Annotated in this window: 15 protein-coding genes and 2 rRNA genes; 5 read left to right on the forward strand and 12 right to left on the reverse strand. The window is 55.4% G+C overall.

The window, feature by feature from the left end:
* Window positions 1–2 precede the first annotated feature (2 nt).
* From modA to CJ260_RS12815, 8 genes are all read right to left on the reverse strand, one after another.
* Window positions 3–839: a molybdate ABC transporter substrate-binding protein gene (gene modA, locus CJ260_RS07900; protein ID WP_095629802.1), complete on the reverse strand. Its 837-nt coding sequence runs from the start codon at window positions 837–839 to the stop codon at window positions 3–5.
* Between the two features lie 33 nt (window positions 840–872).
* Window positions 873–1,805 (reverse strand): MOSC domain-containing protein, encoded by a 933-nt coding sequence (locus CJ260_RS07905; RefSeq protein ID WP_095629803.1) that lies wholly within the window; start codon window positions 1,803–1,805, stop codon window positions 873–875.
* 1 nt (window position 1,806) lies between these two features.
* On the reverse strand, window positions 1,807–2,772 hold the full coding sequence (gene moaA / locus CJ260_RS07910) for a GTP 3',8-cyclase MoaA (protein WP_095629804.1): 966 nt from the start codon (window positions 2,770–2,772) through the stop codon (window positions 1,807–1,809).
* On the reverse strand, window positions 2,769–3,260 hold the full coding sequence (gene moaC, locus CJ260_RS07915; protein ID WP_095629805.1) for a cyclic pyranopterin monophosphate synthase MoaC: 492 nt from the start codon (window positions 3,258–3,260) through the stop codon (window positions 2,769–2,771). The genes moaA and moaC overlap by 4 nt, the downstream gene beginning before the upstream one ends.
* Window positions 3,261–3,268: 8 nt before the next feature.
* Entirely contained in the window at window positions 3,269–4,288 is a 1,020-nt protein-coding gene (locus CJ260_RS07920; RefSeq protein WP_095629806.1) for a molybdopterin-binding protein, read from the reverse strand.
* A 1-nt stretch (window position 4,289) separates the two neighbouring features.
* The gene (locus tag CJ260_RS07925) at window positions 4,290–4,667 is read right to left on the reverse strand and encodes a winged helix-turn-helix domain-containing protein (RefSeq protein WP_095629807.1); all 378 of its coding nucleotides are present in this window, start codon (window positions 4,665–4,667) and stop codon (window positions 4,290–4,292) included.
* 108 nt (window positions 4,668–4,775) lie between these two features.
* On the reverse strand, window positions 4,776–5,213 hold the full coding sequence (locus CJ260_RS07930) for a hypothetical protein (RefSeq protein WP_095629808.1): 438 nt from the start codon (window positions 5,211–5,213) through the stop codon (window positions 4,776–4,778).
* Window positions 5,214–5,219: 6 nt separating this feature from the next.
* Window positions 5,220–7,652 (reverse strand): autotransporter outer membrane beta-barrel domain-containing protein, encoded by a 2,433-nt coding sequence (locus tag CJ260_RS12815; RefSeq protein WP_158221384.1) that lies wholly within the window; start codon window positions 7,650–7,652, stop codon window positions 5,220–5,222.
* A 703-nt stretch (window positions 7,653–8,355) separates the two neighbouring features.
* Between CJ260_RS12815 and CJ260_RS12820 the strand changes: the two genes are divergently transcribed.
* The 5 genes from CJ260_RS12820 to CJ260_RS07955 all read left to right on the forward strand — a co-directional run bounded on the left by CJ260_RS12820 (window position 8,356) and on the right by CJ260_RS07955 (window position 15,481).
* Window positions 8,356–8,781 carry a hypothetical protein gene (locus CJ260_RS12820; RefSeq protein ID WP_158221385.1) on the forward strand — a complete coding sequence of 142 codons (426 nt, stop codon included), beginning with the start codon at window positions 8,356–8,358 and terminating at the stop codon, window positions 8,779–8,781.
* A 1,563-nt stretch (window positions 8,782–10,344) separates the two neighbouring features.
* Window positions 10,345–11,442 (forward strand): molybdopterin-guanine dinucleotide biosynthesis protein MobB, encoded by a 1,098-nt coding sequence (locus CJ260_RS07940; RefSeq protein WP_095629810.1) that lies wholly within the window; start codon window positions 10,345–10,347, stop codon window positions 11,440–11,442.
* Between the two features lie 96 nt (window positions 11,443–11,538).
* Complete coding sequence (fdhF, locus tag CJ260_RS13160) at window positions 11,539–13,740, forward strand: formate dehydrogenase subunit alpha (RefSeq protein WP_095629811.1); 2,202 nt, start codon at window positions 11,539–11,541, stop codon at window positions 13,738–13,740.
* Window positions 13,733–14,227: a 4Fe-4S dicluster domain-containing protein gene (locus CJ260_RS07950; protein WP_095629812.1), complete on the forward strand. Its 495-nt coding sequence runs from the start codon at window positions 13,733–13,735 to the stop codon at window positions 14,225–14,227. The genes fdhF and CJ260_RS07950 overlap by 8 nt, the downstream gene beginning before the upstream one ends.
* Window positions 14,228–14,251: 24 nt before the next feature.
* On the forward strand, window positions 14,252–15,481 hold the full coding sequence (locus tag CJ260_RS07955) for a molybdopterin molybdotransferase MoeA (RefSeq protein WP_095629813.1): 1,230 nt from the start codon (window positions 14,252–14,254) through the stop codon (window positions 15,479–15,481).
* Window positions 15,482–15,509: 28 nt separating this feature from the next.
* On the opposite strand, the gene CJ260_RS07960 is transcribed toward CJ260_RS07955, so the two are convergent.
* The 4 genes from CJ260_RS07960 to CJ260_RS07975 all read right to left on the reverse strand — a co-directional run.
* Window positions 15,510–16,241, reverse strand: a complete 732-nt coding sequence (locus CJ260_RS07960) for a formate dehydrogenase accessory sulfurtransferase FdhD (protein ID WP_095629814.1) — start codon at window positions 16,239–16,241, stop codon at window positions 15,510–15,512.
* Complete coding sequence (gene yqeB / locus CJ260_RS07965; RefSeq protein WP_095629815.1) at window positions 16,231–17,097, reverse strand: selenium-dependent molybdenum cofactor biosynthesis protein YqeB; 867 nt, start codon at window positions 17,095–17,097, stop codon at window positions 16,231–16,233. Before yqeB ends, CJ260_RS07960 begins: the two co-directional genes overlap by 11 nt.
* Before the next feature lie 566 nt (window positions 17,098–17,663).
* A 5S ribosomal RNA gene (gene rrf / locus CJ260_RS07970) occupies window positions 17,664–17,780 on the reverse strand.
* Between the two features lie 209 nt (window positions 17,781–17,989).
* Window positions 17,990–18,214: ribosomal RNA gene (locus tag CJ260_RS07975) — 23S ribosomal RNA — on the reverse strand; the annotation flags it as partial.

Consider the following 18,214-nt stretch of genomic DNA (forward strand, 5'->3'; position numbering starts at 1 on the left):
ACTTACCTCGCCCGGCTGAAGCCGACGCTTTCAAAGACGGCCAGGGCCTTGTCGCTCCGGAGATATTGAAGGAAGGCCTTCGCCGCTTCCGGGTCGGCGCTGGCCTTCAACACGGCCGCCGGATAGACGACTTGGCCGCACATATCCTTCGTCGCCTCGTCGACAGGCTTTAAGCCGGCGCTGTAGGCGTCGGTGCCGTAAATGACGCCGCAGTCGGCGCTGCCTTCCTTGACCTGCGTCGTAACTTCCTTGACGTTCGAACCGTACGTAATACGGCCCTGCTCGGCAACAGCCTGTTCATCCAGTCCGTAATGAGCCAGTATCTTCTGCGTATACTGGCCTACAGGCACGTCGCTGTTGCCCATGACCAGGCGGATAGAGCCGTCGTTAAGCTTCTTCGCCATATCATCGAAGCTGGTAATCTGCTTCGGATTTCCCTTCGGCGTCGCCAAGACGACCTTGTTTTCCAGCAAATCGACCCGCGTCCCCGGGAGCACGAAATCCAGCTTCTCCGGATTAGCCCTTTCATCCTTCGACGCATCGAGCTGGTCCATCTGCTTCTGGGCTGCCGAAATGAATAGGTCGCAGGCCGCGCCGTTTTGAATCTGCTGCTTCAGCGTCCCTGACGAGTCGAAATTATAGACAATTTCTATATCGGGATGCTCCTGCTGATACGCCTTGGCGATTTCGTTCATCGTTTCGGTCATGCTGGCCGCCGCAAAAACGGTGAGCTTCGTCTTCTCTTGCTCCGCCGCTCCCTGTTTCTCAGCACCGCAGCCAGCCAATACGGCAACACTCACGAGAAGCGATATCATACCTAAGGCAGTCTTCCACTTCATACGTTCTTCATCCTTTCCGTTTGTTTGCTCATACTATCGGGCGCAGTCGCCGCCGTCGCCGCGGAGCAAATCCAGCCCATGAGGAATCGTATCTAAAAAAACGTCCATACATTCCCGGCAAGCCTTAAGGCTGCCCGGCAAATTGACGATAAGGGTCTTGCCGCGAATGACGCTGACGGCCCGGGACAGCATGGCCCGCTTCGTCACGGCCAAGGACGCCGCCCGCATGGCCTCGGCGATGCCCGGAGCCTGCCGCGTCGCCGCAGCGAGAGTCCCTTCAGGCGTCATGTCGCGCGGCCCGAATCCCGTGCCGCCTGTCGTCAAAATCAAGTCCAGCTGCCGCTGGTCGGCCAACCGCATCAATTCCTTTTTGAGAGGCTCGATGCCGTCAGGCAGCAGCAGCTCCTCTACGACGTCGTAGCCCCGCTGCCGCAGCGCTTCGGCGACGACAGGGCCGCTTTCGTCCCTGCGCTCGCCGCGGCTTCCCTTATCGGACAAGGTAATCACCGCCGCCTGATAGGGCCGTTTCCCCTGCCGCGGTTCCACGACGATTTTGTCGCCGGGACGAATGACGCCGCCTTCCAGCACGCGGGCGAAGACGCCCTCACGAGGCATGATGCAGTCGCCCACGGCTTGGTAAATGGCACAGTGACTGTGGCATTCCTTGCCGATTTGAGTCATTTCCAAAAGGACGTCGCCGCAGCGAAAGAGCGTGCCTACAGGCAACGACGAAAAATCAATGCCCTCGGCGACGATGTTTTCGCCGAAATCGCCGTACGATACGGGCGCGCCGCGCCGGCGGAATTCTTCTATTTTTTCCTGAGACAATAAACTTACCTGACGATGCCAGCGGCCGCCGTGAGCGTCGCCTTCAATCCCCCAATCGACGAGACAGCGGACGAAGGGCTCCGGCCGCTTCTGCGTCCCCTTGGCCTGACTCGTACAAACAGCTCTTACAATTCCCATACTAGCCTCCAATTTCATTCATGGCCTTCCGTTCCGTAACGGCCTTCGCTTCGTCGAAACAATGCCTCGCCGGCTTGCGGAGTATGGCCTGTTCTATGGCCTGCGCCAATAGATTTTCCCCTTGGCCGGAGCGGACGGCAGCCCGCAGGTCCACGCCGTCGTCGTAGCATAGGCAGGGCTTTAAAACCCCCGTGCTCGTCAGCCGCAGGCGGTTGCACTGCCGGCAGAAGACGTGCGAATTCGCCGCGATCATCCCGATATATCCCTTCAGCTGGCGGCTGGCGTAATACGCCGCCGGGCCGTTACCCCGCCGGACCGACAGGGGCGCTAAATCGGGATAGACACCGCGCAGGACCGCCAAGGCCTCGTCGGCGCTGCAGCCCTGCTGGTATGCGCCGCAGCCAATGGGCATGAGCTCGATAAACCGCACGTCTACAGGCATCTCTTCCGCCAAGCGGGCTAAAGGCGCAATCTGCTCCTTCGTATCGGCCAACAGGACGGCGTTGATCTTCGTCGGCAAGCCCGACGCCGCACACTGCCGGACCGCCTGCAGCACCTCGGGCAAGGCGTCGACGCCCGTAATAGCCTGATATTGCTCCCTGTCCAGGCTGTCCAGACTGATGTTTACGCCGTCTATGCCGATGCGCCGCAGCTCCGTCAGCACTTGCGGCAACAGCCAGCCGTTCGTCGTCACCGTCACGGACTCAACGCCGGGAAGTCTCCGCAGCTCCCGTATAAAGCCGACGGCTCCCTTGCGGACGAAGGGCTCGCCGCCGGTGACCTTGAACTTCGTAATCCCGACGCGCAGGGCCGCCCGGCAGATTGCAACGATTTCCTCATAGCGCAGGACGTCGCCGTGCCCCACGGCGGATATGCCGTCAGGCATGCAGTAGCGGCAGCGCATGTTGCAGCGGTCCGTAATCGAAATGCGCAGGTAGTCGATACGGCGTCCTAATGTATCTATCATAGGTCATCCTGTCCGTCAAAAGAAAAATACCCGCTCTTGCCGCCGATTTTTTCCAGCAAATGAATATCCGTAATCACCATTTTCTTGTCGACGGCCTTGCACATATCGTACACCGTGAGCAGGGCTGCCGACGCGCCCGTCAGGGCTTCCATTTCCACGCCCGTCTGCCCCTGGCATTTGACGGTGCAGCGGCATTCGATAGCCCCTTCCTCGTCGTGAAAGATGAAATCGACGGCGCATTGGCTCAGATTCAGTATATGGCACAGGGGGATGAGCTCGCTCGTCCGCTTCGCCCCCATGATGCCGGCCACGCGGGCCGTGCCGAGGACGTCTCCCTTGGCGATGTCTCCGGCCGTCACCGCCTCGTAGCATTCCCGGCTCATGACAATGCGCCCGGCAGCTGTCGCCGTCCGCGCCGTCGCCGCCTTGCCGCTCACGTCGACCATGACGGCGTTTCCCTTATCGTCTATATGGGTAAAATGTTCCATAGCTCCTCCTATTTCCCAAAGCCGCAGTTCGGGAAGGTACATACGGGGCAGTTCAGACACAGGCCGCCTTCGCCGAGGCGCGTCAGCTCATCGGCTTGGATTTCCACGCCAGCCGCCAGCGACGGCAGAACCAAGTCGAAAATCGTCCGCTTGCTGTACATGACGCAGCCCGGCAGGCCGGCAATGGGACGGCCGTCGTCCGTATAGGCCAGCAAAAACATCGCCCCCGGCAGTACCGGCGCGCCGTACGACACGATGCGCGCCCCCGTGTTCTTGATAGCCAGCGGCGTCTGGTCGTCGGGGTCGACGCTCATGCCGCCCGTGCAGAACACCATATCGACTCCCTGGGCCAGCATATCCTGAATCGCCGCCGCAATGGCCGCCGGCTCGTCGGCCAGCGTGACGTGCTGCGTCACGGCGATGCCGTACTCAGCCAGCTTTTCTTTGATGACCGGCGTAAACGTATCGGCAATGCGGCCCTTAAACACTTCGCTGCCCGTCGTGACGACGCCGGCCGTCTTGGCCGTAAAGGGCAAGACGTTGAACAACGGCTCCGTTCCGGCCGCTTCCTTGGCCGCTTCCATCTTCGCCTGGGAGATGACCAGGGGAATAACCCGCATCCCGGCCAGCACGTCGCCGCGTTTGACGGCAAAGCCGCCGTGGCGCGAGGCGATCATCATCTCGCCCAAGGAATTGACGGCCTGCAAGCCTTGCCGGCGAATCGTAAGCAAGCCGTCGCAGTCGGCGACGAGCTCGATTTTCCCTTCCTTCGCCTCCGTAGCGTGCATATTCGCCCCCATGGAAATATCCCGCAGGATGGCCGCCGCGTCGTTCTCGTGGAGCGTCGAGTCGTCGCACTCCCATATATACACATGCTCCTTGCCGACAGACAGCAGCACGGGAATATCTTCCTCCCGGATGATATGGCCCTTGCGGAATACGGGCCCCTTGGACACGTCCTTTATAATCTGCGTAATGTCGTGGCACAGCACGTGGCCGATCGCTTCTTCTGTCTTGATTTTCTTCATATTACACCTCGCCTGCTTTTATCTTTTCCAGTTCTTCGCGGCTGAAAAAGCGGTCGAATTGTTCCGCCGCCACGGCTTTGACCGCTTCCTCCATGTCGTCGTACCGCCGCAGCACCGCTTCGCCCTGAGCCGTCAGGACCGACCCGCCGCCGCGCTTGCCGCCGACATGGCATTCCGTCAGAGGAAATCCCCAGATGCGCTCGGCTTCGCGGATGACCGTCCAGGCCTTGGAATAGGACATGTCCATCTGCCGCGCCGCCCCTTGTAAGGAGCGGCAGTCCCGCACGCCCCGCAGCAAGGCCGCCACGCCGGGCCCGAAGGCCTTTTTATCGGCCAGTATGCGCACCGTCACCTTGCAGTGCAATTCGCTCTCTTCCATCGTAAGACTCTCCTTATCGTTATTCTCGCATACGAATATCGGATTCTATATCAAGTATAAACGAAAACGCCCGGACAATCAACTTGTCCGAGCGTTTTGCATACTGCTCTATCCTTTTATGCTGTGATGCGCGACGGCTTTCCGATGCAGGGAAAACCATTGCTTGCGGCAGTCGGCGCTGCAGAAGGCCGTCCGCCTGTCCTTGGCGTCCCGTATTTCTACTAGGACGCCGCAGTTCCGGCAGCTGAAGGCATGCTGTACGGGCTGGGACTCCACGTTTTTGGAATGCTTCCAGTACAGCCGCTCGCAGTGGGGCGAGCAGAATTTCCTCCGCTTGTCCGCCCCTTGCGTCACGACGACCAACTTGCCGCAGCGGATGCAGCAGAAGGAGCGCAGCGTCTTTCCGCTGCTGGCCTGCTGAGACGGCGGCGCTTCGTCCCGATGGCGGTAAGCATAGCGCCGGCAGGCCGCGCTGCAGTACCGCTCCGTCGCGCGATGCGCCGTAAAGACCTTGCCGCAGACCGGGCACTTCGCTTCCCGTTCCACCGCTCCTTAGACCTTCCAGTTCATGCCGAAGTTGAACTGATACGTGTCTTCGTTGTCATTGCCGATGGATTTTTCCATGTCCAGGTACATATAGGTGCCCTTGCTGAACTGGTGGGAGAAACCGAGGCCGATGTCGTACCACGTGCCTTCGTTTTCGTAGGTCGTGCTGAGGAGGCCCGTGGCGTCGCGGGCTTCGATATCCTGATCGCCGAGGAATTCATGGAGCACGTCGGCTTTAATATAGAAGGTGCTCTTTTCGCCGACGTCCTTACCGAGGCGGAAGCCGACGCGGCCAATCAAGCTGTCGATGGCGTCGAGCTGGACGTGCGTATCCTGGCTCGTCGTGTAGTCGGCGTCGGTAACGTGAGCGTACTGGATCTGCGCCTGTGGCTCGATGTACCAGTTGTTGCCCAGGTCTTTCTTGCGGCCGTATTCAGCGCTGGCCGAGTAGACGAAGTTGCTGTAGTCGCCGGTGACTTTTTCGCCGAGAGTTCTCGTGTACAGTTCGAAATCATTGGACAGTCTGCCGAACTTCAGGACATAATCCGTATAATGTCCCTTGTTGCCCAGCCACGTATCGTAGAACCAGATGCCGCCGCGGCGAACGTCGCCCTCGCCGGCTACGTTCTTGTAGTCCGCCGTGCCGCGCATGTAGTCGATGGCCACGCCCTGACGGTGTTCGCCGTCTTCGCGGTCGTTCACCCGCGTATCGTAGCCTAATTCCATCATGGTGTTCATGCTGCGGAAGGCGTCGGACTTACCGATGCGGTCATGACGCATACGAACCCAAAGCCCTTCGTCGCCGTCGATGTAGCGAGCTTCGCCCATGCGCTTGTTCAGGCGATCCATGTATACGGCGTTGGAGTAGTTGACACGTGACATGGCTACGACGGTCTTGCCAGCATCGGAGATTTCGCTGCTCTTGATGCCGATGAGCTTGAAGTTCGTCGTTTCGTCAACTTCCGTACCGTTGGCATCCGTATTGGTTCCCAGACTTTCGTCCGCCCGAGCAGCCATCATCATGATGCCGTTAGCAGGAGCTTCCGGTGCTCCCGGAGTGCCATCGCTACCGAAGAATCCTTCAACCAAATCCGTACCCGGTTTTTCCGTATTGCCGACGCCATCGCCTGTCGAGCTGTCATAATGATGGTTTTCATTGCTCGTATCATAGCTGTCCGTGCCAACTTCGTATTCGATGTTGTTGATGCCCCCGTCCAACGTAACAGCCCGGAAGGTCGCCTTCGAACCCTTGCCAACCGTTGCAAAGCGCAGGCCGTCGAAGATGCCACCTTCACTTCTGTCGGCATACATGTCCTGCTGCGTAACCGGGTCGATGACATTGACTACATACGAACCGTCAGCATGCTTCATGTATACCATATCGCTGATGCTACGGTCAGCATCAAGGCTCATTTTGAACTCCGCATCGCCCTTCATGTCGTAAATCGTCAGAGCATGAGCCGAGCTATTCTTGTCCGTGTTGGATGAAACGAGGTCGATGATGGCGTTGCTGCTGCCCGTCGTGTCGACAGTTGTAATCCAGCTCTGGCCCGTTACCTTCCACTTGGAGCCTTCGCCCATAGTGAGGTTGACTTCGCCACCTTTGAGAATTTTACTGCTGAAGGCCGGGTTGAAGAAGGACGTGCCGTGGCCGCTATTGTCGACGACGCCGGCGTCGCCGTAGTCATCGGCGCGGCCTGTGAGGGTACCGCCGTTGCCGAGGTTGACGTTTAAGACGCCGTTGTTACCGGCAAGGATATTGCCTTTAATATCTATCTTCGCCGTATCGCTCTTCGGCGTAATATTTACTTCGCCGGCATAAGCAGAAAGAATATCGCCTTCAATGGAACTCTGTATGGTGTTGCCGTCGCCGTCCGTATAGGAATCGTAGTTGATGTTGACGGTTGCCCGGTCAGCTACGGGCGCGTTGACTTTATCTTCCTTCAAGTCCGTTGCCGTGCCGGCAGCAACGGCGATGTCGAGGCTGTTGGGGCTCGTTTCATAGCGGTCCGTGCTGATATAGGTCTGGCCGTCGATAGTAATATCAGCCGTTTCATACGCCCAGACAGTACGTTCGAGCTGGTTTTCGTTCGTGTTGTCAGCATAGGTGCGGATAACGTTCTGGTCGCCGCTGAGGCTGAGCTGCGCGCCGTGTTCGGCATAGAGAGATGAAATGACTTCCTTGCCATCATTTAAGCCGCCAGCGTTGGCAATAGCCGCGGCAGACTGGACAACGTTGCTGGCGCCGTCTAAGGTAACGTTAGTCATAGCATCATCAGCCGACCTGCTAGCAAATACGGCGCCTAAGACGGCGTTTTGATTACCTGCGTCTAAGGTTACAGCACTGCCGCTCCGGGCATTAATGCCGTAGTTTGTGCCAAAACCTTCTACCGTCTTTGTATTGCCGGCATGAATAATATTATCCATTCCAGCAGTCATATTAACATCTGCACCAGAATAAGCATACACACCTTGGTTTACGCTTTCAACACTATTCGATGCATCAGCATCCAAGGTAACAGCCCCTTGGTTCGCAACGATGCCATAGGTATTGCCACTGACAACATTATTTAATTTAGCGTCCAAGTCTATCAACGTCTCACCAGAAGCAAATACAGCATAGCCATTGTCTGCATTGACCTTATTGCTTCCTGACTGAGCCAAAAGACTTACAGTACCATTTGATTGAGCTAAAATACCGTTTTGTTTTGAATCAACATTGTTATTACTTTTACCTGCAATGATATCTATATCAGAAGATGTGGTTGCTTGAATACCACAAGTATCAGCCAGAACAGTATTTTCTCCAGCCTCTAATTTAACTTTACTTCCATCATCTGTGGAATAGATGCCATAGCCAGAAGATTCAATTCTATTTTGACCTTCAATAGCATTTAAATTAACAATAGAGGTAGTTTGTGCAATCACACCATAACTATCAGTCTTGATATAATTATCTTCTCCATTTGCATTTAACTCCAGACTGCTATTTTGTTCTGCCCACACACCATTGTTCGCAAATACTTCATTTCTCATTGCCGTCAAAGTAACCGAAGAGTTTGTAGTTTCCCAAATGCCATTAATATCTCCACTAACACTATTGATACCTTGAGCAGCATTCATGATTAACTGAGAATTTGGATTGAATAAAATACCACTCATTCCGCCCTTTACAATATTATTTCCTGCTAAAGAAACAATTTCTAAACTACTAGTTTCAGTTATAGGAGCACTATTGATTCCTGAACCTATCTGTTTTTCAAAATCACCACCTGAAATCTTATTATTTCCATATGCGCTAATCTTATTTCCCGCAGAATTAAATAAAACCCCTTCTGTTCCACCGGATATACTATTACTACCTTTGTCAGTTTCTAATTCTATCCTACCATTTTCGTTTACATGGATACCTGATGAAGTATTTCCTGTTATAACATTATTCCCTTCAACAGTAGATATAGTAGTCGTTCCTGAAGTATATATGCCTTTTTCACCAGCAGAAATAGTATTATTTCCTAACTTAGAAGATATGCTTGTACTACCACCATTACTAACACTAACACCATAATGTGTACCATAAATAGAGTTATTATATCCAGCAGTTAAATTTACACTTCCAGCACCAACATTAAGACCATCTTTACTTGTAATAGTTTTACTTTCATCTTCATACAATCCAATAATATTATTATTGCCCGCTGTTACATTTATCGTCCCTGCAGCTTTGTCAGACCAAATGCCGTTCGTCGTACCGGCTATGATATTATCATGATCAGCAATAACATTTGTTGTACCCGTGTTGTCGGAATATACGCCGTTGCCACCACTAGTTAATATGTTATTATAGTCCTCATAATCTGCTAGCCAAGAGATTCCTTCACCGGTATTATTCGCAGTTGCACTAATAGTAATCGTGCCCGAACCGCTTGCATATACAGCGTTTTGCGTTCCGTGAATGACGTTTCCACCATCGGTTGAGATAACATTAACCGTTCCTGCTCCGTCTGTGTGAATACCATTTTTACCATTGATCGTATTACCTACGCCATTGGCATCTGCGCTGGTCGCAGTAATTTCAATTTTAGAATTGGCATTACTGATTTCATGAATATATAACCCATCATCGCCAACAGAAATCGTATTATATCGTCCATTGACTTCAACCTGACCGTTACCTTCAATGCGAACGCCATCGCCTACTCCATCTTGTTTGATTTGGGAACTAATTTCATTCATTCCATTTTCAGCATGTAATGTAACTTTTGAATTATCTTCAACGGTAATCCCATCTCCATCACTTTCAGCGCTATTATCAAAATGTATAATGTTATCTCCAGAAGATTTTAATTCAATATCACTTTCACCATTTTCTGTACGAATACCGCTTCCTGCTGATTCAATAGTGATATCATGAACGCCATTAGTTGTTTCAATAGAAAATTGTTGATCTGTCACCTGTATTGCAGCTTGTCTCGGATCATCATTTGTCATTTCAACAGAGGTATCATATGGAGAATGTACTTGACCAGCCTCCGTAATCACTCCTATTTCTTGTGCCATGCCCGTCGTCCAAACGGCCATGCTCATCGCCATACCGAGCAGCACGGCTTTTCGTAATTGTTTGCCTTTCATGCTATTTTCCTCCTTAGCTAAATGCTATTGCATACCTTAAAAAACTACTTACACACGCAGCTGTCCTCCGTATGACAAGGGGTATGCTTCGGGAAAATGGCACGACAAAAGGGCAGAACTTGCGCTCTGCCTGTATGGATATGCTATATGCAGCAGGGTAGAAAATCCCTGCATTTTCAGTCTATATCTACAATATGAACCGTACCCCCCCCCCGTATATGATTTCACATAATTATACCAATTGGTATGATATGCAGCTGTTTGGCATTCCTGCCTACGGAACCGGACAGGTTTCATATTCGTTCACCCCCATTCTGTTACTTTTTATTCTTGTATATCATGATTTTACTACGACTTTAGGGGTGTACGCAATATTTTTTTTAGAAACATTTTACTTATACCCATGCGGTTATTCTATTCTATCTGCACGCTTTCCCTTTTTCCGCATCCTATGGTACCATAGACATACTACATGGGGAATGCAAAGGGGGAATCTGCATTGACGGATATCGTACGTACTGCTTCACTCGGCCTGGTCATCCTGGCCGGCGGCCGCAGCTCCCGCATGGGACGCGACAAGGCGGCCCTGCCGTGGCGCGGCGCGACGCTGCTGACCGATTTGCTGCTGCGCAGCCAAGGCGTCGCCTTCGATGAAATCGTCGTCTCGGCCAATAGGCCTCCCGACCTTTCCTCCCTTCCGCCGGATCTGGCTGCACGCATTATCGTCGTCGCTGACAGTTTCCAAGGCTGCGGTCCCCTCGGCGGCATGGAAGCGGCCTTCCGCGCCTGTACCTGCTCGTACTGCCTCGTCTTGTCCGTCGACCTGCCTTTTTACGATTTCTCTCCTGTGAAGCGGCTCCTGCCGGAGCTGTCTCAAACATCGCTGGTCGACCTATTCCTTCCTATGTCCGAAAACAGGCCTCAGCCTCTGGCCGCCATATACAAGCAAGAGGCGGCTCTCGAAGCCGTGCAGGCAGCCTTGGCCGCGGGAAAACGCCGCGTCTTATCCATTGCCGACAAGCTGGCCGTCCGCATCCTCGACGACGCAGGCGCGCCGATTCTATATGAAAACGTCAACACGCCGTCGGCTTACAAGGACGCCCTGGCTGTCGACGCCAACCGCAGCCGCGCCGTCCCCATCGTCTCCCTCTCTGCCGCCCGCTCGGGAGACGGCAAGACGAGCCTCGCCGTACAGGTCATCGCCGAGCTGACGCGCCGCGGCTATGCCGTCGCCTACGTCAAGAGCACTCATCATCGCCGCTGCCGTGAAAAAAGGGGCTCCGACACGGACAGAGCCCTGCAAGCCGGCGCAGTCCAAGCCCTGCTCTGCGGCCCTGACGACGTCGCCGCCGGCGAAGGCAAGGAAGACGCTCTCCTGCGGCTGACCCAGCAGACGGCCGCCGACATAGCCATCGTCGAAAGCCGCAGCCACGGCCCCTTTCCCGTCATCTACATCGACGGCCCCGAACCGCCGTCAATACGTCTCGACAACATCACAGCGGTAATCGGCCGCGGCAGCAACGATTTCTTCCGCTATATCGCGCCGGAGCAAATCGACTGCCTTTGCGGCTATATCTTGTACCTGACGACATCCTGACGGGAGCTGCTGTACAAAGTATTTGCATATTCTCGCCTAGAATACTAAAATAGATATATTAAGCATTACTATGTAAGAGTAAGAAAGGAACTGCCTATGTCAGCCTATAAAACGATTACTACGGTCTGCCCGTACTGCGGCGCAGGCTGCGTCATCGACTGCACTGTCGATACGGAACATAACTGCGTCGTCGAAGCCAAAGGCTCTCCCGACGGCGTCAACAACGAAGGCCGCCTGTGCCTGAAGGGACTCTACGGTTGGGATTATCTCAACGACCCGCAGATTTTGACACGCCGCCTGCGCCAGCCTATGATCCGCAAGTTTGGAAAGGATTCTCCCCTCGTCGAAGTGTCCTGGGACGAAGCTATCCAATTTGCCGCCGAACGGCTCAAAGCCATCATCAAGTCCTACGGCCCCAATACGGTCATGGGCGCCGGCTCGGCCCGCGGCCCGGGAAACGAAGCGGCCTATATCATGCAGAAATTTATGCGCGCAGTCGTCGGCACGAACAACGTCGATCACTGCGCCCGCGTTTGACACGCTCCGTCTGTTGCCGGGCTCGGTGAGTCCGTAGGAGAAGGGGCGATGTCTATCAACATCCCCGAAATCGAAGATGCAGAAGTCATCTTCAACATCGGCTACAACGGGCCGGCGTCCCATCCCATCGTCGCCCGCCGCATTGTACGGGCCAAGAAGAAGGGCTGCAAGATTATCTGCGTAGACCCCCGCAAGACTGAAACGGCCCGCATCGCCGATATTTACCTGCCCATCAAGGGCGGCACCAACATGCTGTTTCTCAACGCCATGGCCCACGTCATCGTCACGTCGGACCTGGTAGACCACGATTTCATCAAGGCCCACACGACGGGCTTCGAGGAATATGCGGCGGAAATTTCACAGAAAAAATACGCCCCTGAAGCGGTTTCCCTCGCCACAGGCCTGGCTGCCGGCGACATCCGCGCCGCTGCCCGCCTATTTGCTTCGTCGAAGCATACTATCACCCTGTGGGGCATGGGCGTAACGCAGTTTTCCCAAGGCGTAGAATGCGTCATCGCCTGCTCGAATTTAAACCTCATGACGGGAAATTACGGCCGCCGCGCCTCCGGCGTAGGCCCTGTCCGCGGCCAGAACAACGTCCAGGGCACGTGCGACATGGGCCTGCTTCCTAACAATTATCCCGGCTATCAGTCTGTCGCCGATCCGCAGGTACGGCAGAAATTTGAAAAGGCCTGGGGCCGTCCCCTGCCGTCTAAGCCCGGCATGATGCTGACCCAGGTTCCTCACGCCGTACTGGAAGAAAAGGACCCCGCCAAAAAAATCCACGCCTACTACATCATCGGCGAAGACCCGGCCCAATCGGACCCGAATTTGGCCGAGGTCCGGGAAACCTTGTCTAACATCGATTTCGTCATCGTGCAGGATATTTTCTTCAACAAGACCTGCGAATACGCCGACGTCATCTTTCCGGCTACGGCCTGGGGAGAACACGATGCGGTATACACGTCGTGCGACCGCCGCTTCCAGCGCGTCCGCAAGCTCGTCGAACCTCAGGACGGCTGCCTGACCGACTGGGACATCACGTGCCGCCTGGCGACGGCTATGGGCTATCCCATGCACTACGCCGACACGGAACAGATATGGGATGAAATGCGCCGCTTATGCCCCAAATTTACCGGCGCGACCTATGAAAAAATCGCCGCCAACCACGGCATCCAATGGCCCTGCACGTCAGAAGACCCGTCCGACACGGGCACGCCGATCCTCCATGAAGGAGGCCATTTCGCCACGGCCGACCATAAGGGCCATTTCTACTATTATCCTTATACGCCGGTCCGCGAACGGGAAAACGCCGAATATCCCTTTTCGCTGGCTACGGTTCGCGAGGTCGGCCATTATTCAGTCCGCACTATGACCGGCAACTGCCGCGTCCTGGCCGGCCTGGCCGACGAGCCGGGCTACATCGCCATGAACACCGAGGACTGCCGGAACCTGGACATTACGGAAGGGGAACTGGTCAACGTCGTCTCGCCGCGGGGCCATACGATTACCCGCTGCCTGCCGACGGACCGCGTATCTCCCGGCTCGACATACATGACCTACCAATGGTGGATCGGAGCCTGCAACGAGCTGACCACGTCGGTCCTCGACCCGAAAAGCCGCACGCCTGAGTTCAAGTACTGCGCCTGCCGCGTCGAAAAAATCCAAAACCAGAAAGGCGCCGAATTGTTCATCAAGCGGCGGTACGAAGAAATCCGCGCCCGCATGGGCGTATCCGTCAAAGGAGAAAACCATGTATAAACACGTCAAAGTCGACCCGGTTCTATGCATTGGCTGCAATACCTGCATGGCCGCCTGCGTCGTCAGCCATACGGGCAAGCGCATCTTTTCCATGGAGCCGGACAGCTACGATTTTACGCCGCGCATCCGCATCGTGCGCACCAGCGACGTCACCAAGCCCATCCACTGTATGCAGTGCGCCAATCCGCAATGCATGGCAGCCTGCCCCTTCAACTGCATCTTTTTCGGCGAGCGCACCATCGTCATCGACGAGGACGCCTGCCGGGGCTGCGGCAAATGCGCCCGGGCCTGCCCGTTCGGGGCCATTACGATGACCCGAATCGTCCACGGCAACACCCAGGGCCGGTCCTTCCGCCTGGTGGCCTTAAAATGCGACCTCTGCGCCAATACGATCAAAGGGTCGCCGGCCTGTATCGACGCTTGCCCGACGGAAGCTCTCTCCCTGTTTGAGCCGCCGCCTCCCCGCAAAAAGAAAAAGAACACCTGATATATGTGACAGGAGAGTATCGTCATGAACGCCCTCACGCTGGCCGAAGCCGCCGCCATCTGGCGCGGCGTACTGGCTCATACGACGCATGCAATAGAATACGTCCCGCCCGATACGGCCTGGGGCCGCATTGCCGCCGCCGACATTTGCGCGGCTCATCCCTATCCGCCCTATCGGAAATCGCCCTTCGACGGGTACGCCCTCAGCCTGAACGGAAAGGAGCGGTCCTACGAGGTCGTCGCCACCATCGGCGCCGGCGAGCACTATGACGAGCCCGTCCTTCCCGGCCAAGCCGTGCGCCTCATGACGGGCTGCGCCGTGCCGCACGGCTGTCAGGCCGTCGTCATGCAGGAGTCCGTCCTCCGTCGGGGAAATACGATCGAATTGGCGACGCTTCCCCAGCCCGGCGACAATATCATTCCCATCGGCGAAGAATGCCAATCCGGCGAAGTACTCCTGCCCCAAGGAACGTACCTGACAGGCGGGGCCGTATCGGTCGCTGTCGCCATGGGAAATACGGCGATTCCCGTGTATAAAGACGTTCGGGTACTCCTCGTCACGTCGGGTCGGGAACTCGTCATGGCCGGTGAGGAACGGCAATACGGTCAGATATACAACTCCAACGCCTATCTATTTCAGCAGCTGCTGCGCGACGAAGGAATCCGCAGCGTCGCCTTCTGCCACGTCAGCGACGCGCCGGAAAAGCTGGCTGCGGAAATAGAGCGGGTACGGGAGCTGGCTGCCGACGCCGACCTGCTCCTGTCGACAGGCGGCGTTTCCGTCGGATTGTACGACACCATGCCCCAGCTCTTTCAGCATTTGGGAGCCAGAGAGCTATACCGGCGCATCGCTATGCGGCCCGGCTCAGCGTCGTACGGCGGCCTCATCGAACGAAAGGGCGGCAACGCCGTGCCCGTCCTGGGACTGTCGGGAAATCCTTCGGCAGCATTCAACGCCTTTCACCTCCTGGCCGTCCCGGTGCTGCGGCAGCTCCGCGGCGAAAAGCGCGGCGATTTCCCCGTCGTAACCTGCCGGCTGAACGGAAATTTGACGAAGGAAAATCCTGTAGACCGATTCGTCCAGGGACGCCTTTCCTTTGTACAAGGCCAGCCGGTATTCACGCCGAACCACGTCGTCACGTCCAGCGCCCTCTTAGGGCTAAAGGCGGCAAACGCCCTGGCCCTGCGCCCCAAACACTCGCCGCCGCTGACCGAGGGGGAGGAAGTTCCCGTCCTGCTGCTGCGGCGAATATAAAGATACAAAATAAGACCTATGCATGCTGTCAAAGGCTGCATAGGTCTTTGTCGTATGATTTGATAATCCGTTCTTCATGAGTAAAAAGGCGGAACGAATCGCTCCGCAAGGCGCAGACCAGCGTAAGGCCCAGCCGTTCCGCCGCTTCAATGCCGGCGCTCGTCGCCATGGCCCGCGAGGCAATGCACGATACGCCGAGGGAGCTGGCCTTTTCCGCCACCTGCTGCGGCACGCGGCCGCTGAATACCAAGACGGCCTGCGACGTGTCTATATTGCGGAGATATATTTCGCCGGCCAAACGGTCCAGCACGTTATACCGGCTTACGTCTTCCGCATAGGCCAGGACGACTCCATCCTGCACGAGAGCCCCTTCATGAACGCCGTGAGTCACATGGTGAGCCGCCGATAATTCGTCCAGCAGCGTGCCGTACGAGCATAACCGTTCGGCCGTAACGGTCATGGCCTTTCGACTACTCGCCAAGGCCTGCTTAACGCCGACGACGGCAACAGATACGCCGCGAGTTTCATAGAAAGCACGAATGGCCTGACCGTCTTCTATCAGGCCCTGCTGCAGGCAATAGCCGACGGCCAATACGTCCAGCTCATGAGGCGACGACGTCATATGGCGTACACAGCGGCCGTTCAGCCACAGATCCCACTCGACTTCGTCGGAAAGCATAGCCGATGACGCTTCTGTCCGTCCGTTTCGGTACAGCAGGCATGGATATTCATGGCAAGACGAGGTTTGATTACAGCTCATGCCCTGCCTCCTGACATTTCCGCCCTTCTAGCCACAGCAAGGCCGTCACAACGGCTCCGCCGATACAGCGAGCCTTGTCGGAAATGGTGAAGCAATTTTTCACTTCTTCCTGCCGCGGATCGATATCGGCGATTTTAAAGTCTTCGACGACAGGATAGGAATCCCGAATCAGGCCGCGAATCAATCCCGTCAAAGAGGCCGGCACGGGTACTCCGTCATCCGGCTTCGGGACGTATCCTTCCGGCAGGGCTTCCTTCGTAATAACGCCCAGAAGCTGCCCTTTTTCGACTACGCGTCCGATGGAGACGAGACCGTAAAACCGGCCCGCCGCCGGACTGTGGATGACCCTCTCTTTTCCATAACCGCCTATCAGCCCCGGCACGCCCGTATTGGCCACAGCTTGTCCTTCCAATATAATGCGCCCCAAATCGTGGCCTCTCATCGTCTCGATAACGGCGTCTGCATCGACGCCGGCCGTAAAGCCTGGGCCCAAGGCGACGACATGGCGTGCCATGTCTTTATTCGTGCCAAGATTGCGTTTCGCTAAAATAGCGTCGACGACGGCCCAGGGCTGCAGCTCCGCAATAGAGCGGCCCTTAGGGTCGATGATCACCGGGATTTCCCCCTTGCTCCAGGCCCTCTCGATAGCCTTGGCGCTTCGGCAAAGACGGGCCGTAAGGTCTTCGACAGACGCCGTTTCATCATATACGGCTTCGGACAAGGCGACTTGCCGCCGAATCGCCGACGGGTCGGCCACTTCCAACACTAAGAGGGAAAATCCAGCCCGATGCAAAGCCTGGATTGTGCCGGTCGCAATATCGCCGCCGCCGCGGACAATAACGAGTTTATCTTTCATAGAGATGATCTATCCTTTCTCTTTGTTTTGTATGGACAGTTAGATTCACAAGTAATTAAACTCATTGTATCATACATTTGTAAGGCGCGACATATAGGAAAAGTCGTCATGTATGCTGAAAGGATAAAAAGGCCCATATACAAAAAAAAACGCATACATATCGTATACGTCTCCTGCTGGTGGTCATCTCATGTATCCGTCACTTTTATGCGTCGTGCTTATTTGTTCAGGGTATCGCCCTCAGGGCTTCGAATTGACAGTTTTTGCCACATAGGTATGACATACCTCAAAAGATAAGAAGCCGCACATATACAAAAAAAGAACGCATACCTAATGTATACTTCTTCTGCTAACGGTCGTCGCACCTATCAGTCGGGTCTGCACACATGAATACTTCTTCATGACATGTGCTGCTTACGCACGGACCCGACATAAGCGACTCAGTCGCTTTTATGCGTCGCTTTGCTCCTTTAAAAGCGCTTCGCTGCTTATCCCAGGAACCTGGAAGGATAGGAAGCCGCCATATACAAAAAAAGAACGTATACATGACGTATACGTTCTTTCTGAATCAGCGGCTTCCTATCCTCCCAGGGGGCCTCCCCCCAAGTACTTTCGGCGTTTGCGGGCTTAACTGCTGTGTTCGGCATGGGAACAGGTGGATCCCCGCAGCTATCGCCACTGAATTTTCTTAAGGGCCCGTGCCCTTACAACTGCATAAAACGAACTTCCTTAACGAGCCTCCGCTCTGCTTACGGTTCCTTCCTCAGAACCTGCTTCCAGATTCCCTCACCCACTCCCTTCGGGAGTAAGCGCTTCTCTGCTTACCCTAAAGGATAAGTGATTCAGTCGGTTTTACGCGTCGCTTTCGCTCCTTTAAAACCGCTTCTCTACTTAAGTCAAGCCCTCGGTCTATTAGTACCGGTCCGCTCCGTGCATCACTGCACTTCCACTCCCGGCCTATCTACCATGTCGTCTTCATGGGACCTTACTTGCTTTCACAATGAGAAACCTCATCTTTAGGCTGGTTTCACGCTTAGATGCTTTCAGCGTTTATCCGTCCCGGACGTAGCTACCCAGCTGCACACCTGGCGCCATGACTGGTACACCATTGGTCCGT

The sequence above is a fragment of the Megasphaera sp. ASD88 genome (assembly GCF_002287425.1).
In the GTDB taxonomy this organism is placed as follows: Bacteria; Bacillota; Negativicutes; order Veillonellales; family Megasphaeraceae; genus Megasphaera; species Megasphaera stantonii.